General features: G+C 55.8%; 21 protein-coding genes, 2 tRNA genes and 2 pseudogenes. 16 read left to right on the forward strand and 9 right to left on the reverse strand.

Annotated elements, in window-relative coordinates:
• Positions 1-169: 169 nt before the first annotated feature.
• A complete protein-coding gene (pheA, locus tag NQ012_RS06605; RefSeq protein WP_257066810.1) occupies positions 170-1,252 on the reverse strand; it encodes a prephenate dehydratase in 1,083 nt (360 codons plus the stop codon).
• 123 nt (positions 1,253-1,375) lie between these two features.
• On the reverse strand, positions 1,376-2,605 hold the full coding sequence (locus NQ012_RS06610) for a multidrug effflux MFS transporter (RefSeq protein ID WP_257066811.1): 1,230 nt from the start codon (positions 2,603-2,605) through the stop codon (positions 1,376-1,378).
• A 296-nt stretch (positions 2,606-2,901) separates the two neighbouring features.
• On the opposite strand from NQ012_RS06610, the gene NQ012_RS06615 reads away from it, so the two are divergent.
• Positions 2,902-3,147 (forward strand): GlsB/YeaQ/YmgE family stress response membrane protein, encoded by a 246-nt coding sequence (locus NQ012_RS06615; protein WP_085366149.1) that lies wholly within the window; start codon positions 2,902-2,904, stop codon positions 3,145-3,147.
• 50 nt (positions 3,148-3,197) lie between these two features.
• Here the strand turns inward: NQ012_RS06615 and ubiG are convergent, their stop codons facing one another.
• Positions 3,198-3,926, reverse strand: coding sequence for a bifunctional 2-polyprenyl-6-hydroxyphenol methylase/3-demethylubiquinol 3-O-methyltransferase UbiG (ubiG, locus tag NQ012_RS06620; protein ID WP_257066812.1), 729 nt, complete (start codon positions 3,924-3,926; stop codon positions 3,198-3,200).
• A 36-nt stretch (positions 3,927-3,962) separates the two neighbouring features.
• Complete coding sequence (locus NQ012_RS06625) at positions 3,963-4,289, reverse strand: GIY-YIG nuclease family protein (RefSeq protein WP_372338536.1); 327 nt, start codon at positions 4,287-4,289, stop codon at positions 3,963-3,965.
• A 339-nt stretch (positions 4,290-4,628) separates the two neighbouring features.
• Between NQ012_RS06625 and NQ012_RS06630 the strand changes: the two genes are divergently transcribed.
• The 8 genes from NQ012_RS06630 to NQ012_RS06665 all read left to right on the forward strand — a co-directional run bounded on the left by NQ012_RS06630 (position 4,629) and on the right by NQ012_RS06665 (position 16,178).
• Positions 4,629-5,555, forward strand: coding sequence for a LysR family transcriptional regulator (locus tag NQ012_RS06630; RefSeq protein ID WP_257066813.1), 927 nt, complete (start codon positions 4,629-4,631; stop codon positions 5,553-5,555).
• 312 nt (positions 5,556-5,867) lie between these two features.
• A complete protein-coding gene (gene ubiB / locus NQ012_RS06635) occupies positions 5,868-7,379 on the forward strand; it encodes a ubiquinone biosynthesis regulatory protein kinase UbiB (protein WP_257066814.1) in 1,512 nt (503 codons plus the stop codon).
• Between the two features lie 311 nt (positions 7,380-7,690).
• On the forward strand, positions 7,691-8,782 hold the full coding sequence (ychF, locus tag NQ012_RS06640) for a redox-regulated ATPase YchF (RefSeq protein WP_257066816.1): 1,092 nt from the start codon (positions 7,691-7,693) through the stop codon (positions 8,780-8,782).
• Between the two features lie 144 nt (positions 8,783-8,926).
• Positions 8,927-10,225 carry a tyrosine--tRNA ligase gene (tyrS, locus tag NQ012_RS06645; protein ID WP_257066817.1) on the forward strand — a complete coding sequence of 433 codons (1,299 nt, stop codon included), beginning with the start codon at positions 8,927-8,929 and terminating at the stop codon, positions 10,223-10,225.
• A 245-nt stretch (positions 10,226-10,470) separates the two neighbouring features.
• Positions 10,471-11,298, forward strand: coding sequence for a bifunctional DNA-formamidopyrimidine glycosylase/DNA-(apurinic or apyrimidinic site) lyase (gene mutM / locus NQ012_RS06650; protein WP_257066819.1), 828 nt, complete (start codon positions 10,471-10,473; stop codon positions 11,296-11,298).
• Between the two features lie 289 nt (positions 11,299-11,587).
• On the forward strand, positions 11,588-12,358 hold the full coding sequence (locus NQ012_RS06655) for a 1-acylglycerol-3-phosphate O-acyltransferase (protein WP_257066820.1): 771 nt from the start codon (positions 11,588-11,590) through the stop codon (positions 12,356-12,358).
• Between the two features lie 377 nt (positions 12,359-12,735).
• Positions 12,736-14,055 carry a DUF445 domain-containing protein gene (locus NQ012_RS06660; protein ID WP_257066821.1) on the forward strand — a complete coding sequence of 440 codons (1,320 nt, stop codon included), beginning with the start codon at positions 12,736-12,738 and terminating at the stop codon, positions 14,053-14,055.
• Positions 14,056-14,201: 146 nt separating this feature from the next.
• Positions 14,202-16,178 (forward strand): PhoX family protein, encoded by a 1,977-nt coding sequence (locus tag NQ012_RS06665; protein WP_257066822.1) that lies wholly within the window; start codon positions 14,202-14,204, stop codon positions 16,176-16,178.
• Positions 16,179-16,346: 168 nt separating this feature from the next.
• Here the strand turns inward: NQ012_RS06665 and NQ012_RS06670 are convergent, their stop codons facing one another.
• Both NQ012_RS06670 and NQ012_RS06675 read right to left on the reverse strand, forming a co-directional pair.
• The gene (locus NQ012_RS06670) at positions 16,347-16,988 is read right to left on the reverse strand and encodes an alpha-ketoglutarate-dependent dioxygenase AlkB family protein (protein ID WP_257066823.1); all 642 of its coding nucleotides are present in this window, start codon (positions 16,986-16,988) and stop codon (positions 16,347-16,349) included.
• Positions 16,985-17,815 carry a bifunctional transcriptional activator/DNA repair enzyme AdaA gene (locus tag NQ012_RS06675; RefSeq protein WP_257066824.1) on the reverse strand — a complete coding sequence of 277 codons (831 nt, stop codon included), beginning with the start codon at positions 17,813-17,815 and terminating at the stop codon, positions 16,985-16,987. The genes NQ012_RS06670 and NQ012_RS06675 overlap by 4 nt, the downstream gene beginning before the upstream one ends.
• Positions 17,816-18,003: 188 nt before the next feature.
• Between NQ012_RS06675 and NQ012_RS06680 the strand changes: the two genes are divergently transcribed.
• The 5 genes from NQ012_RS06680 (at position 18,004) to rplT (ending at position 21,585) form a co-directional block, all read left to right on the forward strand.
• Positions 18,004-18,080 (forward strand) — tRNA-Val (locus NQ012_RS06680).
• A 109-nt stretch (positions 18,081-18,189) separates the two neighbouring features.
• The gene (thrS, locus tag NQ012_RS06685) at positions 18,190-20,094 is read left to right on the forward strand and encodes a threonine--tRNA ligase (RefSeq protein WP_257066825.1); all 1,905 of its coding nucleotides are present in this window, start codon (positions 18,190-18,192) and stop codon (positions 20,092-20,094) included.
• Positions 20,095-20,351: 257 nt separating this feature from the next.
• Positions 20,352-20,873, forward strand: coding sequence for a translation initiation factor IF-3 (infC, locus tag NQ012_RS06695; protein WP_115336341.1), 522 nt, complete (start codon positions 20,352-20,354; stop codon positions 20,871-20,873).
• A 145-nt stretch (positions 20,874-21,018) separates the two neighbouring features.
• Positions 21,019-21,216 (forward strand): 50S ribosomal protein L35, encoded by a 198-nt coding sequence (gene rpmI, locus NQ012_RS06700; RefSeq protein WP_257066827.1) that lies wholly within the window; start codon positions 21,019-21,021, stop codon positions 21,214-21,216.
• Positions 21,217-21,228: 12 nt separating this feature from the next.
• Complete coding sequence (gene rplT, locus NQ012_RS06705; RefSeq protein ID WP_085366087.1) at positions 21,229-21,585, forward strand: 50S ribosomal protein L20; 357 nt, start codon at positions 21,229-21,231, stop codon at positions 21,583-21,585.
• A 460-nt stretch (positions 21,586-22,045) separates the two neighbouring features.
• Here rplT and ubiD read toward each other — a convergent pair whose 3' ends face one another.
• On the reverse strand, positions 22,046-23,524 hold the full coding sequence (gene ubiD / locus NQ012_RS06710) for a 4-hydroxy-3-polyprenylbenzoate decarboxylase (RefSeq protein ID WP_257066828.1): 1,479 nt from the start codon (positions 23,522-23,524) through the stop codon (positions 22,046-22,048).
• Between the two features lie 175 nt (positions 23,525-23,699).
• Here ubiD and NQ012_RS06715 point away from each other — a divergent pair.
• Positions 23,700-23,775, forward strand: a tRNA-Ile gene (locus NQ012_RS06715).
• 67 nt (positions 23,776-23,842) lie between these two features.
• Here NQ012_RS06715 and NQ012_RS06720 read toward each other — a convergent pair.
• Together NQ012_RS06720 and NQ012_RS06725 are read right to left on the reverse strand one after the other, a co-directional pair.
• Positions 23,843-24,382, reverse strand: a pseudogene (locus NQ012_RS06720) (IS1595 family transposase); the annotation flags it as partial.
• Positions 24,383-24,477: 95 nt separating this feature from the next.
• Positions 24,478-24,864: pseudogene (locus tag NQ012_RS06725) on the reverse strand (transposase); the annotation flags it as partial.
• Between the two features lie 243 nt (positions 24,865-25,107).
• Here NQ012_RS06725 and NQ012_RS06730 point away from each other — a divergent pair.
• A partial coding sequence (locus NQ012_RS06730; protein ID WP_257066832.1) for an IS1595 family transposase occupies positions 25,108-25,585 on the forward strand: 478 nt, incomplete at its 3' end.

A 25,585-nucleotide genomic window follows, 5' to 3' on the forward strand; every position in this document is an offset into this window, starting at 1 on the left:
CCCGAGTATCTGTTATTTCTTTTGAAACAAAAAGATGCTCGGGTCAAGCCCGAGCATGACGCAAGTGTTTTAAAGGTACCTAAACAAATTTTGCAAAAGTCTCAATATGAGATACCCGGGTCAAGCCCGGGTATGACAGAACGGTTACTGAGTAGTTTGACCGCACTCTTCACAACACCGCCATCGGATAAGCACCGATCACTTTCACAAACGAAGCGCGTTCCTCCAGCGCGGCAAGCGCGGCCTGTACTTTGGCGTCGTCTTTATGGCCTTCGATATCGATGAAAAACAGGTAGTCCCATAAACCCGAACGGCTGGGGCGGCTTTCGAACTTGGTCATGGAAATGCCCAATTCGGTAAACGGTTTGAGCAGGGCGCTGACGGCGCCGGCTTTATTGGGCGTGGAAACCACCAGCGAGGTTTTGTCCCGCCCTGTGGGCGTGGTGGCTTGGTGGCCCAACACCAAAAAACGGGTGGTGTTGTTGGGTTCGTCTTCGATGCTGTCGGCCACTTTGGTTAAGCGGTAGAGTTCGGCGGCGGTTTGGCCGGCGATGGCGGCCACCGATTCGTCGCCGGATTCGGCCGCCAAACGGGCGGCTTCGGCGTTGCTCGACACGGAAATACGCACGGCTTCGGGCAGGTTGCGCCCCAGCCATTCGTGGCATTGGGCAAGCGCTTGGGCGTGGGCGTAAACTTTGGTGATGCCCTGCGTGTTGCTGCTGTTTTTGCGCAGCAGGTGGTGGTGTATGCGCAATACCACCTCGCCGCAGGCTTGCAGCGGAGTAACGGAGAGCAGGTCGAGCGCGCGGCCGACGCTGCCTTCGGTGGAGTTTTCCACCGGCGTAACCACATAATCGGCTTGGCGGGCTTCCACCAAACGGAAACTTTCGTCTATGGTGGTGCAGGCCTGTGTGCGGGCGGCATGGCCGAAATGTTTAACAGCGGCCTGTTGGGTAAACGTGCCGGCGGGGCCGAGATAGGTGATGGTGAGCGGGCGTTCCACCGCCAGGCATTCGCTCATGATTTCGCGGAACAGCCGCGCCACGGCTTCGTCGGGCAGCGGGCCGGCGTTTAAATCCTGTATGCGGCGCAACACGGCGGCTTCGCGTTCGGGGCGGTAAACCGTGCCGGTGCCTTTCAGTTCGCCGATGGCGCGGGCGTGCCCGGCACGCTCGTTCAAGAGGCGCAGAATGGTGGCGTCGATTTCGTCGATGGCATTGCGGTGCGGCAAGAGTTGGTCGTCGGCAGACATAATGATTCCGTTGCGGCTGAATAATGTAAAGGAAACCGATTTTAACATTAATCTGCAAATAAAAAGCTCTAGGCGTGTAGTCAGAAGGCCGTCTGAAAATATTTTTTCAGACGGCCTCATGTTTTATTTCATTTCGCTGCCTTTGTTTTGCGCCCAAGCTTCACGCGAACACAGCCACAGCAGGGCAATGCCGACTGCCGTCGACAACAGCATCATGCCCGACATCACCGCCGCCGTGCCGTTGTGCAGCCAGGTGGTGAGCATACCCATCAGCGCACCGATAACCGACTGGCACACGCCCAACACGGCGTTGGCACTGCCGCCTTCCTCGCGGAAATATGCCATAAAGCAGGCTTGCGTGTTGGCGGTAATCAAACCCTGCGTGCCCACCGACAGCATCACGCAGCCCACCAGCCACCACATCGGCGGCAGGCCGAGCAACAGCACCGAGGCAAACATCAGCGCGTTGGCCGCAAGCTGGATGGCAATCCCCCATTGGAGGATATCCTGCGCATGAGTGCATCTTTTCAAACGCCATGCGGTGATACGGTTGAAAGTGGCCATGGTGATGATGTTCATGCCGAACACCCACGCATAGGCATGGGCGGAAATGCCGTAGAGCTTCATATACACAAACGACGATTCGGTTAGAAACGCGAACATCGACGAAAAACTGAACGCCTGAAAAAACAGATACCCCAGCGCGGGCTTGGTGGCGAGCACCCGTTTGTAACGGCCGGCCACCACGCTGAAAATGCGGCTGTCTATCGGCTCGGTGCGTGCGGGTTTGGCCAAAAACAGAAAGAGCAAACCCCAAACCACGGCGGCATACGTGCCCAAAAACACAAAAATCGCGCGCCATCCGCCTATGCTTTCCAACACCGCGCCCAACATCGGCGCCACCAGCGGCGCGGCCATCATGATAATGCCGATTAAGGCGAACATTTGCGCGGCTTTGCGGCCTTCGTAGTTATCACGCACGATGGCGCCCACCACCACAACCGTCATCCCCGCACCAAACGCCTGTATCAGCCGCAACAGCAATAACTGCTCGGCCGTCTGAATCACCGTCAGCCCGGCCACACTGGCGATATACACCAGCAACCCCACCAAAGCGATGATGCGGCGGCCTTTGATGTCGGAAAGCGAGCCGCCCACAATCTGCCCCGCCGCCACGCCGAACAGAAACGTACCCAAGCTCTGCTCAATGCGGTGGATATCCGCCCCCAGGCTTTGCGCCATCGAAGGTATCGCGGGCAGATAAGCGTCTATCGAAAACGGCATCAGCGCCACCAGCAAGGCCAGTAAAACGGCCATCTGCCGGTCGCCGAGCGTGGTCGGGGTGCGGGGCATAATCTTCTCTCTTTTATCGGGTTGGCGGCCTGCCAAGCAAACAAACCGCCCAAAGGCGGTTTGGCAGGTGTTCGGCCTTATTATAGCCGAAATGCCTTATTTTGTTGTATTCCTACACCAAACCCCCGCCGTCTGTTCAAAATCTTTTATAGTTATGAAAAGAAATGCAAGCGCCGGCGCGGCAAGACAGTTGTGCTGTGTATGATGTTGGCGGAATGGCGTTTTTCAGACGGCATATTTGCCGCCGTACCGAAAATGCCTTTCCGAGTTCAACCGGATAATACGAAAGGAATGTTATGGGCTGGTTAGTAACCATTATTGTGGGCTTTGTTGTGGGCGTGCTGGCGAAAGTGCTGCACCCGGGCAAAGATAACTTGGGCTTTATCATGACCACGCTGCTGGGCATCGGCGGCTCGCTGCTGGCGGGCTGGGTCGGACAGGCCGCAGGTTGGTATGAAGTGGGCCAGCCTGCCGGTTGGATTGCCTCCACCATCGCCGCAGTGGTGATTCTGGCGGTTTACACCCGTGTGATTAAAAAATAATCCGCACCATATAAAAAAGCAGGCTGTCGATACGGCCTGCTTTTTTGTTTTCAGACGGCCTGAAATGCCGGTTTGCAGGCCACCATATAGTTGACATCGGTGTTGCCGTTCAGGCTGTAAACTTTGGTGAGCAGGTTGTAGCCCATGCCTTTGGTGTCCACGACATCCAAGCCCGCGTGGCGGCACATGCGCGCCAGCTCGGCGGGGGTGATGAATTTCTGCCAATCGTGCGTGCCGCGCGGCACCAGGCCCAAAATATATTCCGCGCCGAGAATGGCGTGCACATACGATTTTGGGTTGCGGTTGATGGTGGAAAAAAACACCGTGCCTTCGGGTTTCACCAGTTTGGCACAGGCGGCAACGATGGCGGCAGGGTCGGGAACGTGTTCCATCATTTCCATGCAGGTTACCACATCGAAACTGTGCGGCCGCTCTTCGGCCAAATCCTCCACGCGCACGCAGCGGTAGCCGATATTGCCCACCCCCTGCTCCCGCGCATGGGCTTCCGCCGCCTGCAACGATTTTTCGGCCATATCGATGCCGAGCACGCTGTCTGCGCCGAGCTTGGCCATGCTTTCCGACAAAATGCCGCCGCCACAGCCCACATCGAGCACGGTTTTGCCCGCCAGTTGGCCGATGGCGTCGATATAGCCCAAACGCAGGGGGTTGATGTCGTGCAGGGGTTTGAATTCGCCCGTTTTGTCCCACCATTTGTGGGCGAGCAGGCTGAATTTTTCGATTTCGCCGCTATCGACGTTGTGCTGTGCGTTCGCGCTCATCTGATGATTCCTTATTGATAACGGTTTGATTATAACTCAGGCCGTCTGAAAATCCGGCAGCAACGCCCACAATTCGCGTTTGCGCCCTGCGGCGAGTTTTTTCACCCGCACTTCAAGCTGCGCGGCTTCGCCATGTGCCACACCGGCGCACACCAGCCGCATCGCCACAGGCTTGTGGATGCGCATATATTTTGCGCCCCTGCCCGATGCGTGCGCCGCAAACCGCGCCTGCGGGCGGTTGCTGATGCCGCAATACAACGAACCGTTGCGGCACAACACCAGATACACGCTCCAGCCGCCCGCCTCTTCAATGGCGGGCAGCGCAAAGCGGGCCAGCAGTTGGTTGTGGTTTGCAGCGTTCACGATGGTTTTCAGACGGCCTGCAACGGCCGCTCAAAGATGTTTAAAGGTGTTATTGTATAGCGGAAAAACTTATTTTTGCCATCAGGCGGCACAGCAGGCTTAGCAACGCCGTGGCAGAAATAAAGTTTTTCCGCCATATGGCAAAACCACTTGCTTAAGAACTGTTCCGTCATACTCGGGCTTGACCCGAGTATGACGCGTGTACTTTTTATTAAGTTGATCCGCTATGGTATTTTTCATATACAAAGCCGTCTGAACACAGCCGCCGCCCGTTTGCACCGCCATATGAATTATTTTAATATACGCCGGTCCGTTACCGCACAGGCCGTCTGAAACATTATGGAATCCATTATCGAACTGCGCCACCTCAAAACCCTGCTGGCACTTGAAGAAACCGGCAGCGTTTCGTTGGCCGCCAAGCGCGTGTTCCTCACGCAGTCCGCCCTGTCGCACCAAATCCGCGCATTGGAAAACTACTATGAAACGCCGCTGTTCGAGCGCAAATCCACACCGCTGCGCTTCACGCCGGCGGGCGAGCGGCTGCTGCAACTGGCGCGCGACCTGCTGCCGCAGGTGGCCGCCGCCGAACGCGATATGGCGCAGATTATCGAAGGCGAAGCGGGCGAATTGCGGCTGGCGGTGGAATGCCACACCTGCTTCGACTGGCTGATGCCCGCCATGGGCGAGTTCCGCCCACTGTGGCCGCAAGTGGAACTAGACATCGTTTCCGGCTTTCAGGCCGACCCGGTGGGGCTGCTGCTGCAACACCGCGCCGATTTGGCCATCGTTTCCGAAGCCGCCCCGCAGGCCGGCATTGCCTACCAGCCCCTGTTTGCCTACGGCATGGTCGGCATCTGCGCCAAAGACCACCCGCTGGCCGCCAAAGCCGTGTGGGAAGCCGAAGACTTCGCCGGCGAAACGCTGATCACCTATCCTGTGCCCGACGATATGCTCGACCTGTTGCGCAAAGTGCTGCTGCCCAAAGGCATCAACCCGCCGCGCCGCCACAGCGAACTAACCATCGCCATCATCCAGCTTGTGGCCAGCCGCCGCGGCATCGCCGCCCTGCCCTATTGGACGGTGATGCCCTATCTCGAAAAAGGCTATGTGATTTCGCGCCAGATTACCTCAAACGGCCTGCAAAGCGAGCTTTACGCCGCCATGCGCGCGGAAGACGCAGGCAAAACCTATCTGGAAAACTTCTGCCAGATTGTGCGCGAACGCAGCTTTGCCGATTTGCCCGGGTTGAGTGTTTTGGAACTGTGAATCCAATCTTATTAAAGATGCCGAGACCTTTGCAAAATTAAAAAAACATCACAAAAAATTTATTTCCCGTCATTCCCGCGCAGGCGGGAATCCAGGCGTTTTTTCATAAGTTATTGAAATAAAATACTTGATAGTTTTAAAGCTGGATTCCCGCCTGCGCGGGAATGACGGAATCTAAGCATTTCAGGCGGCCTTAAGGTATTTTTGCAAAGACCTCATGCCGTCTAAAAAAGCAGGCCGCCCACATATTTAGAACCCCGCCGCATTCCTGCTTTATAATCCACCCTTTTCCACCTGCCACCCCAGCCCGCTATGAAATGGCTTAAACGCACCAAAACCATCACCCAAACCGTTTACCGCTACGGCCTCACCGATCTGGTTGCCGGCCGGGTGCGCCAAAGCTGGCTGCGCTCGCTGTTGCAGAAGCTGCCGCAATCACCCGACGCGCAAAACCAACCCATGCCGGTGCGCCTGCGCGAGGCTTTGGAGCATTTGGGGCCGATATTCGTGAAGTTCGGACAGGTGCTTTCCACCCGCCCCGACCTGATTCCACACGATTACGCGCAGGAGTTGGCCAAGCTGCAAGACCGCGTGCCGCCGTTTGATGCCGAATTGTCGCGCCGCCAGATTGAAGCCTCGCTGGGGCAGCCGATTGAGGCGCTGTATGCTGAATTTGAGACCGTACCGGTGGCCAGCGCCTCGATTGCGCAGGTGCACAAAGCCCGTTTGCACAGCGGCGAAGAGGTGGCGGTGAAAGTGTTGCGCCCCAATTTGGTGCCGGTAATCGAGCAGGATTTGGCGCTGCTGCGCTTCGGCGCGGGCTGGGTGGAGCGGCTGTTTGCCGACGGCAAGCGCTTAAAGCCGCGCGAAGTGGTGGCCGAATTCGACAAATACCTGCACGACGAACTCGATTTGATGCGCGAAGCGGCCAACGCCAGCCAACTCGGCCGCAATTTCAAAGACAGCACCATGCTGATCGTGCCCAAAGTGTATTACGACTATTGCAGCCGCGACGTGCTCACCATCGAATGGATGGACGGCACGCCGGTGGCCGATATTGCCGCTTTGAAAGCCAAAGGCATCGACTTGCGGCAACTCGCCCGTTATGGTGTGGAAATCTTCTTTACCCAAGTGTTCCGCAACGGCTTTTTCCATGCCGATATGCACCCCGGCAATATTTTGGTGGCCGACGACGGCCGCTACATCGCACTCGATTTCGGCATCGTCGGCAGCCTCACCGATTACGACAAACGCTATCTGGCAATCAACTTTCTTGCCTTTTTTAACCGCGACTACCACCGCGTGGCCACCGCCCACATCGAATCGGGCTGGGTGCCGCCCGACACCCGCGCCGAAGAGCTGGAAGCCGCCGTGCGCTCGGTGTGCGAACCGATTTTCAACAAGCCGCTATCGCAAATATCATTCGGCCTGGTGCTGATGCGCCTGTTTGAAGTGAGCCGTCGCTTTAATGTCGAAATCCAGCCGCAGCTCGTGTTGTTGCAGAAAACCCTGCTCAATATCGAAGGTTTGGGCCGCCAGCTCGACCCCGATTTGGATTTGTGGGATACCGCCAAGCCGTTTTTAACCAAATGGATGAGCGAGCAGGTCGGCCCCAAAGCATTTATCCAACAACTGAAAAACGAAGCGCCCGACTGGGCGCAAATCCTGCCCGCACTGCCGCGCAAAATCAATGCGCTGGTCGATGAAACCCGCCAGCAGGAAATGCGCAACGCCTATCTGCATCTGGTGAAAATCCAGCAACGGCAAAGCCTGTGGCTGGCCGTGATTGCCGTGGCGCTGGTGTTGATCGTGTTGTTTAAATAAACGCGACTTATGGTGTTCAAGGCCGTCTGAAAAACGCTTTCAGACGGCCTCGGTTGCTAAAAACACCCGTGTTGAGACCTTTGCAAGCCGTTTAGGCCGTCTGAAATATCCGATTACCGTCATACTCGGGCTTGACCCGAGTATCTTTTTATCCCAACGGAAATGACAGACACCTGAGTCAAACCGTCGTATAACGGCAACCAACTTTCTTCGGATTCCGCCGGCCTTTTCAGACGGCCTTTGTACCGACAAAGGCCGTCTGAAATATGCTACAATCGCGCGTTAAATTTCACCTATTTTCAGGAATACCCATGAGCTTAAAATGCGGCATCGTCGGCCTGCCCAACGTCGGCAAATCCACCCTGTTCAACGCGCTGACCCAATCGGGCATCGAAGCGGCCAACTACCCCTTCTGCACCATCGAACCCAACGTCGGCATCGTCGAAGTGCCCGACCCGCGCATGGACGCGCTGGCGAAAATCGTCAACCCGCAGAAAATGCAGCCCGCCATTGTCGAATTCGTCGACATCGCAGGCTTGGTGGCCGGAGCCAGCAAAGGCGAAGGCTTGGGTAACCAGTTTCTCGCCAATATCCGCGAAACCGATGCCATCGTGAACGTGGTGCGCTGTTTCGACGACGACAATATCGTGCACGTTTCCGGCAAAGTCGATCCCATTGCCGACATCGAAACCATCGGAACCGAGCTGGCGCTGGCGGATTTGGCCAGCGTGGAAAAAGCCATCGTACGCGAAGGCAAACGTGCCAAATCAGGCGACAAAGACGCGCAAAAACTGGTTGCCCTGTGCGAAAAACTGCTGCCGCACCTCAACGAAGGCAAACCCGTGCGCTCGTTCGGCCTCGATGCCGAAGAGCTGGCCATGTTGCGCCCGCTGTTTCTGCTCACCGCCAAACCCGCCATGTATGTCGGCAACGTCGCCGAAGACGGCTTTGAAAATAACCCCCACCTCGAGCGCTTAAAAGAGCTGGCCGCCAAAGAAAACGCCCCCGTGGTGGCCGTGTGCGCCGCGCTGGAGAGCGAAATCGCCGAACTCGAAGACGAAGAAAAAGCTGAATTCCTCGCCGAAATGGGCTTGGAAGAGCCGGGCTTGAACCGCTTAATCCGCGCCGGCTACGATCTGCTCGGCCTGCAAACCTATTTTACCGCCGGCGTAAAAGAAGTGCGCGCGTGGACGATTCACAAAGGCGACACCGCCCCGCAAGCCGCCGGCGTGATCCACACCGATTTCGAACGCGGCTTTATCCGCGCCCAAGTGATTGCCTACGACGATTTCGTTACCCTCGGCGGCGAGGCCAAAGCCAAAGAAGCCGGCAAAATGCGCGCCGAAGGCAAAGAATATGTGGTGCAAGACGGCGATGTGATTCATTTCTTGTTTAATGTGTAAGATATTTTCAGACGGCCTTAGGAAACCGAAGGCCGTCTGAATCACAGAAACACCGTAGGCTGGGCTTTAGCCCAGCACAGTTTCCTTACATCCAACAGTCATTGCCGGGGCAAAGCCCGGCCCACACAACACTACGGAAACCACATGACCTCAGTTATCCAAGACCTCCAAGCGCGCGGCTTGATTGCGCAGACCACCGATGCCGAAGCGTTAGACGCTTTGTTAAACGAACAGAAAATCGCGCTGTATTGCGGTTTCGACCCCACCGCCGACAGCCTGCACATCGGCCATCTGCTGCCGGTATTGGCTTTGCGCCGTTTCCAACTGGCCGGCCACACGCCGGTTGCACTGGTGGGCGGGGCAACGGGCATGATCGGCGACCCGAGCTTCAAAGCCGCCGAGCGCAGCCTGAACACGGCGGAAACAGTAGCGGGCTGGGTGGAAAAAATCCGCGGCCAGTTGCAGCCGTTTTTAAGTTTCGAAGGCGAGAACCCTGCCGTTATGGCCAATAACTACGATTGGTTCGGCGGCATGAACTGCCTGGATTTTCTGCGTGACATCGGCAAGCATTTTTCGGTGAACGCGATGCTGAACAAAGAATCGGTGAAGCAGCGCATCGAGCGCGACGATGCGGGCATTTCGTTTACCGAGTTCGCCTACGCGCTGTTGCAGGGCTATGATTTTGCCGAGCTGAACAAACGCCACGGTGTGCGGCTGCAAATCGGCGGCTCCGACCAATGGGGCAACATCACCGGCGGCATCGACCTTGCCCGCCGCCTGAACAAAGCCACGGTGTACGGCCTGACCCTGCCGCTGGTTACCAAATCCGACGGCACCAAATTCGGCAAAACCGAAGGCGGCGCGGTGTGGTTGAGCGCAGAAAAAACCTCGCCTTATCAGTTTTACCAATTCTGGCTGAAAGTGGCCGATGCCGATGTGTATAAATTTTTGAAATATTTCACTTTCTTATCGGTTGAAGAGATTGATGTCATTGAAGCGAAAGATAAAGAGAGCGGCACCAAACCCGAAGCGCAGCGTATTTTGGCCGAAGAAATGACCCGCCTAATTCACGGTGAAGCGGCTTTGCAGGCGGCGCAGCGTATTTCGGAAAGCCTGTTTGCCGAAGATCAAAGCAACCTTACCGAATCCGATTTCGAGCAGCTCGCGCTCGACGGCCTGCCTGCGTTTCAAGTATCAGGCCGTCTGAATGTGGTAGAGGCTCTGGTATTGTCGGGCTTGGCGCAGTCGAACAAAGAAGCGCGCGGCTTTGTGAGCAGCAAGGCCGTGTTGCTCAACGGCCAAGCGGCCGAAGCCAACAACCCCGATTATGCGCCTGAAAAACCCGATGATGCCTATCTGTTAACCGATGCGCACAAACGCTTCGGCAAATACACCATCCTGCGCCGCGGCAAACGCAACCATGCGCTCTTGGTGTGGAAGTAATCTCAGATCGAAGCCTTTGCAAAAATACGTTTTAATCCCGAATTTATTTATGTTTCGTCATACTCGGGCTTGACCCGGGTATCTGCTATTTTCTCTAAAAACAATAAGATGCTCGGGGTAAGCCCGAGCATGACGCAGATTTTTAAGATGCCGAAATAACCCGCAAAGGCATCAGGCCATCTGAAAGCGACCACACCGCCGGATAACCGAATCACACAAATATCCACCCGACACGAAAGCGCTTTATGCCCGAACTGCCCGAAGTCGAAACCACCCTGCGCGGCATCGCGCCCCATATAAACGGCCAAACCGTTGCATCGGTGGCGGTGCGCCAGCCCAAGCTGCGTTTTCCCGTTACGCCCGGTTTGGCGGAAATTCTGAGCGGGCAAACGGTGCAAAGCTGCACGCGCCGGGCCAAATATCTGCTGATTCATTTTCCTGCCGGCCTGCTGCTGGTGCATCTGGGCATGTCGGGCAGCCTGCGGATTTTTACGGCAAACGGCTCGCAGGCCGCCGAAGCGGGTAAGCACGACCATGTGGACATCGTTTTTGCCAACGGCACGGTGCTGCGCTACCATGACCCGCGCCGCTTCGGCATGGTGCTATGGTTTGCGGGCGCTGCCGAACACCACCCGCTGTTGACCGCGCTCGGCCCCGAACCGTTGGACGACGCATTCGACGCCGCCTATCTGTACGGCAAACTGCGCACGCAGAAACGCGCCGTGAAGCTCTCGCTGATGGATAATGCGGTGGTGGTAGGCGTGGGCAATATCTACGCCAACGAAAGCCTGTTTAAAGCGGGCATTTCGCCCAAGCGCCCCGCCTGCAAAGTCAGCAAAAAAGAATGCACGAAGCTGGTGGAAACCATACGCGCGGTGCTGCAACGCGCGATTGCCACGGGCGGCAGCACCCTGCGCGACTTTGTCGACAGCGACGGCAAAAGCGGTTATTTCCAACAGGAATACACGGTTTACGGCCGGCACAACCAGCCCTGCCTGCAATGCGGCCGTTTGATTTTGAAAGAAACGCTGGGGCAACGCGGCACGTTTTACTGCGGCCACTGCCAAAAATAGCGTTCGTTTCAGACGGCCTGAAACCTTGCAAAAATGCCTTAAGGCCGTCTGAAAACACCATAGCGGATTTAATTACTTCGACACAAGGCAGCAAGCCGCAGACAGTACAAGTAATGCGGCAAGGCACAGCAACGCCGTAGCGAAAGTTAAGTTAATCCGCTATATCAGCCGCCATCGGTTCCGCCGCCCAACTTTACACAGCTTTCCTCGCGCCTTAACCCGCCCCGCGTTCCGCTAACCCCCGCCGCTTGTTATAATCCCCGCCCACACCTTTCACAAACGCCGCACCATGTCCCGACAAAAAGCCCCGATTTCCCTGCGCCTCGCGCGCTTGGCCAAGCTGGCCGTTTGGCTGTTTAAAACCGGCCGCAACTTGAGCAATCTCGACGGCAGCGACCCGCAGGCACGCGACAAAGCACTGATTACGCTGGGTTCCACCGCTTTGCAGGCCGTGGGCGCGAAACTCAACGTTACCACGCCGCCCGAGCACTTTCATGTGAGCGGCACGCTGGTGGTGGCCAACCATGTTTCGTGGCTGGACATTTTTGCCATGAGCGCGCTGTTTCCCAGCAGCTTTATCGCCAAGCAGGAAATCAGCACCTGGCCCGTGCTCGGCAAAATGGGCCGCAACGCCGGCACGGTGTTTATCAACCGCAATTCGCGCAAAGATGTGGAACCGATCAACCAAGCCATCGCCGCCGCCCTGAAAGCCGGGCAGAACGTCAGCTTTTTCCCCGAGGCCAAAACTTCGTCGGGGCTGGACGTGCTGCCGTTCAAAGCCGCGCTGTTCCAGTCGGCGATGGATGCCGATGCGCCGATTCAAACCATGGTTTTGCGCTACTACGACCACAACGGCCGCCGCACCGATACCCCCTCTTATGCCGATGTGAGCCTGGCCAAATCGCTGTGGCGCATCGTTTCCATGCCCGAGCTGCATATCCGCGTGGATTTCGCCAAACCGATACACCCCGCCGCCCTCCCCGGCCAAGACCGCTTTGCGCTGAAAGACACCGCCGAAGCCTATGTGCGCGAGAAAGTGTTGGAAGACGCTACCGTTTAACGGCAAACAAACCAACAAAAAAGCAGGCCGTCTGAAAAATATTTTTTCAGACGGCCTGCTTTATGAATTAACGATACGCTTGCCAACCTCTCCGATTTACCCACGCCAACCGCCGAAAATATTGTGCGTATTCTGTGGATAACATTAAACCGCTGTTGAAATATAACGGAAAATTTACTATGCTTAAAATTTAAGCACCAAAGTGAGAAATACCGTGAAACTGTTTATCTGCGTGTGCATGGCTTGTGGATAAAACACTTAAACCCATTATTTTCCAAATAAAAATTAAATTGCCTAAAAATTAAGCATTTCCACAAGCGTTTTATCCGCTGCGGCCGAAACGGTATAATCAAAACCATCATATTCAGGAGGCCGCCATGCACACCTTGTCTGCCGAAGCCCGCACCAACAGGGCGAGGGCGCGTTTGAAAAAAAGCCGCCGCTGGGCCACGGGGCTGCTGCTGCTGGCCTGTGTGCTCTTTGCCGTATCGGCCGCGTATGTCAAACACTATCCCGCGCTCGGTTATGTGAAAGCCTTTGCCGAAGCGGCGATGGTGGGCGCGCTGGCCGATTGGTTCGCCGTTACCGCGCTGTTCCGCCACCCGCTGGGGCTGCCGATTCCGCACACCGCGATTCTGCCGCGCAACCAGCACCGCATTGCCGACGAGCTGGGGCGGTTTATCGAAAACAATTTTCTGCAAGGCAGGCCGATTGCATTGCGCGTGTATCAGGCCGCGCCGAGCGAAAAACTGCTGGCGTGGCTGGCCCGGCCGCAAACCCGCGGCCAATGGCTGCCGTGGCTGGCCGCCCAACTGCCCGCGCTCTTCAAAGTGGCCAAACCCGAGCAAACCGCACGTTTTCTGGGCATGCTGCTGGCCGAACAATACAGCGGCGAAAGAATCGGCAAAACGCTTTCAGACGGCCTCAAAGCCCTGAAGGCGCAAGGTTTGCACGAAACGCTGTTTAACGCCGTGCTGAAACAGACCCGCCGCTGGCTGCAAGACCCTGAAACTCGTTTGCTGCTCGAACAAAACCTGCGCGAGTGGGCGGCCAAAATCGAAAGCGACGCACCGAGCACTTGGGAAAAACTGAAAGCCTCGCTCAAAGGCACGCTGGTAGATAAAGTGGACGGCTGGGTGTCGGAAAAAGCCCTCGATTGGGCCGACGGCTATCTGGCTGCCGCGCTGGCCGACCCGAACCACCGCATCCACCGCAGCTTCAACGAACAATACGACCGCATGGCCGACGCCCTGAGCCGTTCCCGCCTGTGGCACAAACGGCTGGAACAAGGAAAAATGCAGCTCGCCCAATCCCCCGCCGTGCGCGAAATGCTCGAAAAAAGCTGGCAGAGCCTGCAAACCTGGACGCAAAACGACGTGCAGCAAGCCGATTCGGTGTGGCTGGCGCAACTGAACAAACTGCTCGACCATATGCTTGCGCAGGCGCAGCGTTACCCGCAGTTTATGCGCCGCACCGATGTGCGCATTTCGCTGATGGTGCGCGATTTCGTGATGCGCTATAAAGACAAAGCGGCTCTGTTTGTGGCCGACAAGGTAAAAGGCTGGGACAGCTCGCAGATGGTGGAAAAACTGGAGTTGAGCGTCGGCCGCGATTTGCAGTTTATCCGCATCAACGGCACATTGGTCGGCGGCTTGGTGGGGTTGGCGATTTACTGCGTGTCGCAATGGCTGTTTTAGCCGCTGTTTGAGATACCGACAAAAGGCCGTCTGAAAGCAGCCATGCGCAATCTTTCAGACGGCCTTCATGTTTCGTCATCAAGTTTTCACACAAGCCCGGTAAGCTCTCCTGCGGAACCCGAACAACCGCAACGGAGCGTTTACCGATGAGCAAGCCCTACCTGATTAAAAGCCGCCACGCCGACGACATCAGCAACACCAGCAGCAACCCGGCGTTTTTCCAAGTGTTACAAGCCAAACTCTCGCGCCGCAGCCTGCTGCAAGGCAGCGCGGCCGCCGGCGCAGCCGCCGTTTTGCCCCTGGGTTTGCTGCAAAGCGGCGGCGCACAGGCAAAAACCGCCGCCGCATCTTCCGCCCGCGCCCGCCGCTTGGGCTTCAAAAGCGTGCCGTTTTCCACGCAAGACACAGTAGTCGTGCCCGAAGGCTACACCGCCCGCGCCTTCTACAAATGGGGCGACCCCGTAGGCATTGCCGGCAAAATGCCCGCCTTCAAACCCGATGCCTCCAACAGCACACAGGAGCAAGCCTATCAAGCCGGTATGCACCACGACGGCATGGCGTTCTTTCCGCTGCCTTTGGGCAGCAACCGCGCCGACCACGGCCTCTTGGCCATGAACCACGAATATATCGACAACGGCCTGCTGTTTCCCGACGGCACCGCCAACTGGGATTTGAATAAAGCCCGCAAAGGCCAAAACGCCATGGGCGTGTCGGTGGTCGAAGTGCGCCGCAGCGGCAACGGCTGGGAAATTGTTCGCCCGTCTGCCTACGCGCGCCGCATCACCGTCAACACCCCGATGAGCATCAGCGGCCCGGCACGCGGCCATTCCCTGATGAAAACCGCAGCCGATTCGCGCGGCGCCACCGTATTGGGCACCATGCAAAACTGCGCCAACGGCAAAACCCCGTGGGGCACTTATCTGACCTGCGAAGAAAACTGGAGCGACATTTTCACCAAACCCTCCGGCAATATGACCGCACTGGAAAAGCGTTACGGCATCGGCCGCGAAGAAAAAGAATACCTGTGGAGCGGCGTTGACAACCGCTTCAACAGCGATAAAAACCCTAACGAAGCCAACCGCTTCGGCTGGGTGGTCGAAATCGATCCTTTCAACCCGCAATCCACCCCGCGCAAACACACTGCCCTGGGGCGCATCAAACACGAAGGCGCCGAAGTCACCGTCACACCGGGCGGCCGTGTGGCCGTGTATATGGGCGACGACCAGCGCTTCGAATACATCTACAAATTCGTTTCGAAAAACGCCTACCGCCCCGGCAACGGCAACCGCGCCCACAATATGAGCCTGTTGGAAGAAGGCACGCTGTACGTTGCCCGTTTCAATGCCGACGGCAGCGGCGACTGGCTGCCGCTGGTACACGGCCAAAACGGCCTCACCGCCGAAAACGGCTTTGCCGACCAAGGCGAAGTATTGGTGAAAACCCGCATGGCCGCCGACCTGCTCGGCGCCACCAAAATGGACCGCCCCGAATGGATCAGCGCCGACCCGTTCGCTTCCGGCAGCCTCTACTGTACGCTCACCAACAATAACGAGCGCGGCAAAGAAGGCAAACCCGGCGCCGACGCCGCCAACCCGCGCAACGACAACCGCTTCGGCCACATCATCCACTGGCAGGAAAAAGGCGGCGACGGCACGCAAACCGCATTCGACTGGAACATTCTGGTGCTGGCCGGCAACAAACAAGCCGCCAAAGCCGAGCATAAAGGCAACATCAAAGGCGACGATTTCGGCAGCCCCGACGGCTTATCGTTCGACCACCGCGGCGTGCTGTGGATTCAAACCGACGTTTCCTCATCGACCATCAACCAAAAAGAATACGCAGGCATGGGCAACAACCAAATGGTCGCCACCATCGTCGGCAGCGGCGAATACCGCCGCTTCCTCACCGCCCCCAGGGGCGCGGAAGTTACCGGCATCGCCTTTACGCCCGACAACAAAACCCTGTTTATCAACATCCAGCACCCCGGCGAACCCAGCGAAGGCTTGAGCGACCCGAGCAACCCCAAAGCCGTTTCCTCCTGGCCCGACGGCCCCTCGGGCGGCAGACCGCGCACCGCCACCGTGGTAATCACCAAAAACGACGGCGGGGTTATCGGCAGCTGATACCGGCGCAACCCGTTGAACACGCGTCACAATAACAGGCCGGAATGTTTGCATTTAAAACCTCCCCGTCATTCCCACGCAGGCGGGAATGACGGGGTTTAAGCATTTCAGACGGCCTTCAGGTGTTTTGCGAAGCATCAGGCCGTCTGAAAATATGTAACGCCGTTATTAAATTCGCGCGTCCGCCCGCAATATGGTGCGGAAGGTCAGATTGACACGCGGTTCATGTATTTTCGCGCTCTTCATCACCGCGTGCAGCCAATGGCTTTGCGTTTCGCCGCGCATCACGAGCAGCTGCCCGTGCGCCAGCATCAGTTCGCGCTTTTCGCCCGTGCGCTTGTGTTTGAACGCAAATTTGCGTGTGGCACCGAAACTCACCGAGGCGATCACGGTGTTGCGCCCCAACTCTTTTTCATCGTCGCTGTGCCAGGCCATGCCTTCGAGGCCGTCTGAATAAAGGTTGAGCAGGCAGGAATTGAGCACGGTAGGGCTGACGGCGGCCAGCCGTGCTTCTACCGTGCGTTTGATTTCAGGCAGCACGCCGCTCCACGGCAGGGAGGTGCGGGTGATGCCCGAATAGGTGTAGGAAAACGCGCCGTCGCCATACCACGCTACTTTGCGCGCGGTGGTGATGCGGCGGCCGTAAATCACGGCTTCGTCGTGCCGCCACGGAATATCGCGCAACAGCGCATCCAGCAAGGCATCGGCTCGGTGTGCAGCGAAAATCACGCCGTAATCATTCACAATGCCGTCGTAAGGCAGCAGGTTGGCCTCGGGCTGCGGCGGCGTGTCGAATAAATCCAAGTTCATACGGTGCGTTCCAATTCTTTGGCCAACAAGGCCATTTTGCGCCCGCGCTGCCAGCGGTAGCCGCCGATGATGCCGCTTTCACGAATCACGCGGTGGCAGGGAATCAGCACGGCCACGGGGTTGCTGCCGATTGCGCTGCCCACGGCGCGGGCGGCGTTCGCTTGACCGATGTCGGCGGCCAAACCGCCGTAGCTTTTCAGACGGCCTGCGGGAATCTGCAACAGTGCCTGCCACACTTTGAGCTGAAACGGCGTGCCTTTCAAATGCAGCGGTATGGTTTGTGCAGTCTGCCCGCCCAAGGCGGCCAAGGCTTTTTCGTGCAGCGGATGGGCGGCTTCGGTAAGCCGTGCCTGCGGGTATTCGGCGGCCAAATCCTGCAAAGCCTGTTGGTGCTGATCGGCAAAGGCGAGCCAGCAGATGCCTTTCGGAGTGGCGGCCACCAACACGTCGCCGAACGAGCCGGGCGCGAAAGCGTAGCAAATCTCAAGCCCTGCGCCGCCATTTTTGTATTCGCCCGGCGTCATGCCTTCGATGGAAACAAACAAGTCGTGCAAACGCGAGCTGCCGCTCAAGCCGCTCTCGAACGCGGCCGTCTGAACGCTGCCCTGCCGTTGCAACACGCGCTTGGCATTTTCGATGCTGATGTATTGCAGCATTTTTTTAGGGCTTACGCCCGCCCAATTTTGAAACTGACGCTGCAAATGCGCCGGGCTGACATGAACGTGCGCGGCCACCTCTTCCAATGCGGGCTGTTCGCGGAAATGGTCGTAAAGATATTCGATGGCGGCGGCGATGCGGGCAAATTGCAGGGTGCTGGCGTTTTTCATGATGTTATCCTCCGGTGCGTGTGCAGCTACGGTTGTTATTGTAGCGGCTGCGGCGCAAACGGCAGCCCGATTCTTGCGCAGTTGCGGTGTGGTTTTCAGACGGCCTCTGCGCCCCGCGCAAACGGGCGCAAACTTGTAAAAGCGTGCAAAGCCCCATATAATTCACAGCTTCGCGAAATTCGATTTTCAGGTATGTAGCTCAGTTGGTTAGAGCACCACCTTGACATGGTGGGGGTCGTTGGTTCGAATCCAATCATACCTACCAAAATTGCCGACAACAAAAGCACGCCCCGGGCCGCTTTTGTTGTTTCTTTACATCTGTTTTCTACGCGGCAGGCCGTCTGAAAAGGCTTGCCGGTTTTGGAGTGTTTTTGATGATTAATATTACCTTGCCCGACGGCTCCGTCCGTCAATACGAAGCCCCCGTTACCGTGGCGCAGATTGCCGCGTCCATCGGTTCGGGCTTGGCCAAGGCCACCGTGGCCGGCAAGGTAAACGGCGTGTTGCGCGACGCCAGCGATCCGATTAACGAAGATGCCGCCGTGCAAATCATCACCCCCAAAGACCCCGAAGGCGTGGAAATCATCCGCCACTCGTGCGCCCACTTGGTCGGCCATGCGGTAAAACAGCTTTACCCCGACGCAAAAATGGTGATCGGCCCCGTGATTGAAGACGGCTTTTATTACGACATCGCCACCGAAAAACCGTTCACGCCCGAAGATATGGCCGCCATCGAGGCGCGCATGAAAGAGCTGATTAACCAAGATTACGACGTTATCAAAGTGATGACCCCGCGCGCCGAAACCATCAAAACCTTCGCCGAGCGCGGCGAAGAATACAAACTGCGCCTGATTGAAGACATGCCCGAAGTCGAAGCCATGGGCCTCTACCACCATCAGGAATATGTGGATATGTGCCGCGGCCCGCACGTGCCCAACACCCGCTTCCTCAAAAACTTCAAACTCACCAAACTGGCCGGCGCCTACTGGCGCGGCGACAGCAACAACGAAATGCTGCAACGCATCTACGGCACCGCATGGGCGAGCAAAGAAGATTTGAAAGCCTACATCACCCGCATGGAAGAGGCCGAAAAACGCGACCACCGCAAACTGGGCAAACAGCTCGATCTGTTCCACCTGCAAGACGAAGCCCCCGGCATGGTGTTCTGGCACCCGCGCGGCTGGACCTTATGGCAGGTAATCGAACAACACATGCGCCGCGAACTCGAAGCCGCAGGCTATCAGGAAATCAAAACCCCCCTGATGATGGACAAAGCCTTCTGGGAAAAATCCGGCCACTGGGAAAACTATCAGGAAAACATGTTCGTTACCGAATCGGAAAAACGCACCTACGCCGTCAAACCGATGAACTGCCCCGGCCACGTTCAGATTTTCAACCACACCCTGCGCTCCTACCGCGACCTGCCCATGCGCCTGGCCGAATTCGGTTCCTGCCACCGCAACGAACCCTCCGGCGCCCTGCACGGCCTGATGCGCGTGCGCGGTTTCGTTCAGGACGACGCCCACATCTTCTGCACCGAAGAGCAGATTACCCAAGAAGCCAAAGCCTTTAACGAACTGGTGATGAAAGTGTACAAACAGTTCGGCTTTGAAAACGTATCGGTCAAACTTTCCCTGCGCCCCGAAAAACGCGCCGGTGACGACGAAATCTGGGACAAAGCCGAACAAGGCCTGCGCGACGCCCTCACCGCCTGCGGCATCGAATGGCAAGAGCTGCCCGGCGAGGGCGCGTTTTACGGCCCCAAAGTCGAATACCATATCAAAGACGCCATCGGCCGCTCGTGGCAGTGCGGCACCATCCAGCTCGATTTCGTGCTGCCCGAACGCCTCGGCGCCGAATACGTTACCGAAGACAACGGCCGCGCACGCCCCGTGATGCTGCACCGCGCCATTTTAGGCTCGATGGAACGCTTTATCGGCATCCTCATCGAAAACCACGCCGGCTCCTTCCCTTTGTGGCTCGCCCCCGTGCAAATGGTGGTGATGAACATCACCGAAAAACAGGCCGACTACTGCCGCGAAGTGGTGGAAAAACTGAAAGCCGCCGGTTTCCGCACCGAGCTTGATCTGCGCAATGAAAAAATCGGCTATAAAATCCGCGACAACAGCCAATACCGCTACCCCTACCAAATCGTAGTGGGCGAAAACGAGAAAGAAAACGGCCAAGTGGCCGTGCGCCGCAAAGCCGAAGACTTGGGCAGCATGAAAGTGGAAGAATTCATCCAACGCCTGCAAGAAGAACTGAAAGCAGAGTTTTAAAACAGATACGGATTCTTCAGACGGCCTTTGAAACGTTTTTCAATAATCTATAGCGGCTTAAATTTAAAATGGGACAAGGCGACGAAGCCGCAGACAGTACAAGTAGTACGGCAAGGCGAGGCAACGCCGTACTATTTAAATTTAAGCCGCTATAAATCAAACAAGCCGTCTGAAAACCGTTTACAATACTGAAATATCGCGATGCGCCCGTTTGCAACCTAACAGTGCATCACCGCAAAACCCTTATAGGAGACATCATCATCGCACAAGAACGCGAAGCACGAATCAACGGCGAAATCACCGCCAAAGAAGTGCGCCTACTCAGTGGAACCGGCGAACAGCTCGGTGTGGTATCACTCAAAGAAGCTCTGGCCATGGCAGAAGAGCAAGAGGTGGATTTGGTGGAAATCTCCCCCACCGCCAAACCGCCTGTGTGCAAGCTGATGGACTACGGTAAATACAAATACCAACAAGCCAAAAAGCGCGACGAAGCCAAGAAAAACCAGAAACAGGTGCAGATTAAGGAAATCAAATTCCGCCCCGGCACCGACGAAGGCGATTACCAAATCAAAATGCGCAACATCAACCGCTTTCTGGCCGACGGCGACAAAGTGAAAGTAACCCTGCGTTTCCGCGGCCGCGAAATGGCGCACCAACAGCTGGGCGCGCAGCTTTTGGAGCGCGTGAAAGAAGAATTGGCCGAAGTGGGCACCGTCGAGCAGTTCCCGAAAATGGAAGGCCGCCAGATGGTAATGATGATTGCACCCAAAAAGAAATAAAGCTATAATTTCAGGCTTGCTTCGAGCTGCCGTGCGAAGCAGGTTCACACTCAGCGGCAAAAACCGTGGCATCAGGGTTTCAAGTGTTTAAAACCGCGTTTTAAAGCCCCTTATGCCTTATCTAATAAATGATATGGAGTATCCCATGCCTAAAATGAAAACCAAGTCGGGCGCCAAAAAACGCTTTAAAGTACTGGGTAACGGCGGCGTGAAACGCGCCCATGCGTTCAAACGCCACATTCTGACCAAGAAAACCACCAAAAACAAACGCCAACTGCGCGGCACCTCTATGGTGAACGATCGCGACTTGGCTTCTGTTGCCAAAATGTTACCCTACGCTTAAGGAGTATAGAATATGCCACGCGTAAAACGCGGTGTAACCGCACGTGCCCGTCACAAAAAAGTATTAGCGTTAGCCAAAGGCTACCGTGGTCGTCGTAAAAACGTCTACCGCGTTGCCAAACAGGCGGTAATGAAAGCCGGCCAATACGCCTACCGCGACCGCCGCCAGCGCAAACGCCAGTTCCGCCAACTGTGGATTGTGCGTATCAACGCAGGTGCCCGTGAAAACGGTCTGTCTTACAGCAAATTCATGAACGGCCTCAAACGCGCCGCCATCGAAATCGACCGCAAAGTTTTGGCCGATTTGGCTGTGTTCGATAAAGCCGCCTTCGCTCAATTGGTAGAAAAAGCCAAAGCCGCTTTGGCCTAAGCGCCCGATATTTGCATAAAAAAAGGAAACTTCGGTTTCCTTTTTTTATGGCCTTTTAATTGTAAAGGCCGTCTGAAAATAAACATTCGTTTTCAGACGGCACTATTTCAAACAAGATAAATTTTCGATCTGAAGCAGACAGTTTGCCGCAGACAGTACAAGTAATACGAAACCGATTCTGTTGCCGCTTTAGCGGCTTACAAAACCGTTCTCTTTGAGCTAAGGCGCAATAACGCCGTAGCGAAAGTTAAGTCAATCTGCTACAGAAGCCGTTTCCTACAGGTTTACGCCCTTGCACCATAAACCGGTTTCCCGCTAGATCAGCGTGAATATTGACCACAACATCAAGCCAAAGGCTATCAACAGCACCAGCCAAAATCAAAATGTAGTACACCTGCTTTTAGCCTAGCTTAAAAACTCCAACACAACCATCAAACCGTCCAACAAGCAATCCACAACATCACAAACCCAAATCGCGCCACATGGCATCAACCTTGGCCACCGTGGCGGCATCGCGCTCAATTACCCTGCCCCATTCGCGGTCGGTTTCGCCCGGCCACTTGTTGGTGGCGTCCAAACCCATTTTACCGCCGAGGCCGGAAACGGGGCTGGCGAAGTCGAGATAATCAATCGGCGTGTTTTCGATTAGCACTGTATCGCGCACCGGATCCATGCGTGTGGTAATCGCCCAAATCACTTCTTTCCAGTCGCGGCAGTTTACATCGTCGTCCACCACCACAATGAATTTGGTGTACATAAACTGGCGCAGAAAGCTCCAGCAACCCATCATCACGCGCTTGGCGTGTCCGGCATACTGTTTCTTGATGCTCAACACCGCCATGCGGTAGGAACAGCCTTCGGGCGGCAGGTAAAAATCAACGATTTCGGGAAACTGCTTCTGCAACAGCGGCACAAACACCTCGTTTAAGGCCACGCCGAGCACGGCCGGTTCGTCGGGCGGTTTGCCGGTGTAGGTACTGTGGTAAATCGGGTTTTCACGCATGGTGATGCGCTCGACGGTAAACACGGGGAAATAATCCTGCTCGTTGTAATAACCGGTATGGTCGCCGTAAGGGCCTTCCAACGCGGTTTCGTCGGGATAAATCACCCCTTCCAGCACAATTTCGGCCCGCGCCGGCACCTGCAAGTCGCTGCCGATACATTTCACCAATTCGGTGCGCGAACCGCGCAGCAAACCGGCAAACTGATATTCGCTCAAAGTATCCGGCACTGGCGTAACCGCTCCCAAAATAGTGGCCGGATCGCATCCCAACACCACGGCAACGGGATACGGCATGCCCGGATACGCTTTTTTATGCGCCTGAAAATCCAACGCACCGCCGCGATGCGCCAACCAACGCATAATCAGCTTGTTTTTGCCGATTAACTGCTGGCGGTAAATACCGAGGTTTTGGCGTTTTTTATGCGGGCCGCGCGTAACGGTCAACCCCCAAGTTACCAAAGGCGCGACATCTTCGGGCCAGCAATGCTGAATCGGCAGTTTGTTTAAATCGACTTCTCCGCCTTCCCAAACAATCTCTTGGCACGGCGCTTTTTTCACCACATTCGGCGCCATACTCCAAATGTCTTTCAGCAAAGGCAGTTTGGCAAACGCATCTTTCAAACCTTTAGGCGGTTCGGGTTCTTTCAGATAAGCCAGCGTTTGGCCGATTTCTCGCAATTTGGCCACGCTCTCCGCCCCCATGCCCATCGCCACCCGTTCGGGCGTGCCGAACAAATTGGCCAACACCGGAAAATCATAACGGCTGCCGTCGGCGCGCACGGCGTTTTCAAACAACAAGGCCGGCCCTTCGGCGCGCAACACGCGGTCGGCGATTTCGGTCATTTCCAGATGCGGCGAAACCGGTATGCCGATGCGTTTGAGTTTGCTTTCTTGTTCAAGCTTTTGAATAAAGTCGCGTAAGTCGTTATATTTCATTGAAGTTCTTTCGAGGCCGTCTGAAAAATTGCAAAGCGTTCAGACGGCCTGCCGGATGCGTGCTGAAATGATGGCGATTATAGCAAAACTTTCCGCCCTTATTTGCCCGCCGCGCTTTCAAGCGGCCTTGTGCCGACGGCGGAATATGTTTACAATACCGCTCTCTGCGCAACCCGGGTCTGTAGCTCAGGGGTTAGAGCAGGGGACTCATAATCCCTTGGTCGTGGGTTCGAAACCCACCGGACCCACCAAAATAAACCGTCAAGATAGGCCGCAATTATTTGCGGCCTATCTTGTTTATGGCTTAGGAAGCAAAATTCATTTTAAAGGGTCTTCCCACAACATTTTCAATAGTACTTTATACAGATCATCATGTCGGTGGTTGAAGCAAAACTCGGTTTCTTTTAAACGCAGGCAAAAGGTATGCTTCGGCACACCGTTAAACTGCACCAAGCGATGCTTCGCGTAGCTCCAAAAGGATTCGATACCGTTGATATGCCGGGTACCGCGAACAAATTCATTGTCGCCGTGATGCACTCTGAAATGTTTCGCAAAACCCATGTCAACCAATCCATGATGGCCCCGCCTGCCATCGGTATTGCTCACACTCTCGACCGTGATGCGGCCTCTGATAACCTTTTGCAGCGTTGCTTTGGAAGCATCGGGAACGATTTCGGTATAAACCTTGCCGCCTCGTTTGAGGATGCCGAAAACGATGGTTTTACCGCCCGCTCCGCGCCCGCGTTTACCTCGGATACGCTTTGCGCCGAAATAGAATTCGTCTGATTCTATGATGCCGTAGAAAGGCGTGTGCTGTTTGCATTCTTCAGCTAAGCACCAGCGCAACTTCAGGTACAGGCCGAGACCTTTACAAAATACCGCCCCCCATCCGGGCGGTTACCTGAACAATCAAGTAACCGTATATAGCCTTCCGAATCGGTGCGAGTGTGTTATTTGTAGCCCAAGGTGAATTTGCCGTCTTTCTTCACCCAGCGCGTATCCTTGTCTTTGTTAGGTAAGGTTTCGGCGGTGACACCGTTTTCATCGGTTTCGACGGCCTGACGCTGTTTGCCGCCGGCGGTTTGAATGATGGCATCAATCACTGCCGCCGGGGCTTTCTCTATTTTTAAACTTTTTTCGGTCAGCTGGCGGTTAATCGACTCGAGAAGCCCGGCCAAGGTATCATCCTGTGCCAGCCAATTGCGGAAACGGCAGAGGGTGCTGTGGTCGGGTAAAGTGATGTCATCAAAACCGAAGAAGAAGTAGAAATCCAAACGGGTAGCCAGACAGTGTTCCAATTCCGGATCGAAGAGGCTGTGCCATTGGCCAAGCAATACGGCATAAGATTCTCCATAATGCGCAGCCCGGACGGCTGCAATAAAGGTTAGGCTCTAGACTAGCAGAATAGCTCTGTTAGACTAGAAAAATGGGCGTAAGGGACAAAATGGGTGCTAAAATCCTTGAAAGCCTTATCCTGAAAGGCTTTCAAGGATTTTAGCACCCATTTTGTCCCTTATGCCGAAAACGATGCCTTTAGTGAATAACAGCAATTGCCCTAAAACCGAAGGGGCTTAGGAAGCAAAATTACCGAGCCAAAATTCCGGCAAATCCTACGGCTTTTCTCCTTGGATCTGACAGCTTCCGACACCGCCAAACTGACAGGGATTAGCGTCAGAAGCATCAACAGCCTGTACCTGAAACTACGGCGGCGATTGGCTGGCGAATGTGAGCGGCAGACACCTTTCTGCGGCATAGTGGAGTTGGACGAATCCTATTTCGGTGCAAAACGTATCCGAGGCAAACGCGGGCGCGGTGCAGACGGTAAAACGATTGTTTTCGGCATACTTAAACGAGGAGACAGGGTTTATACCGAAATCGTTTCCGATGCTTCAAAAGCAGCGTTACAAAAGGTTATCAGAGGACATATCTCTGTTGAGGGCGTCATTAATACTGATGGATGGCGCGGTTATCAGGGGTTGGTCGATATGGGCTTCGCGAAGCATTTCAGAGTGCGTCATGGTGATAATGAATTTGTTCGCGGTACCCGGCATATCAACGGTA

Origin of the sequence: Neisseria dentiae (genome assembly GCF_024580525.1) — a bacterium.
Taxonomy (GTDB): Bacteria; Pseudomonadota; Gammaproteobacteria; order Burkholderiales; family Neisseriaceae; genus Neisseria; species Neisseria dentiae_A.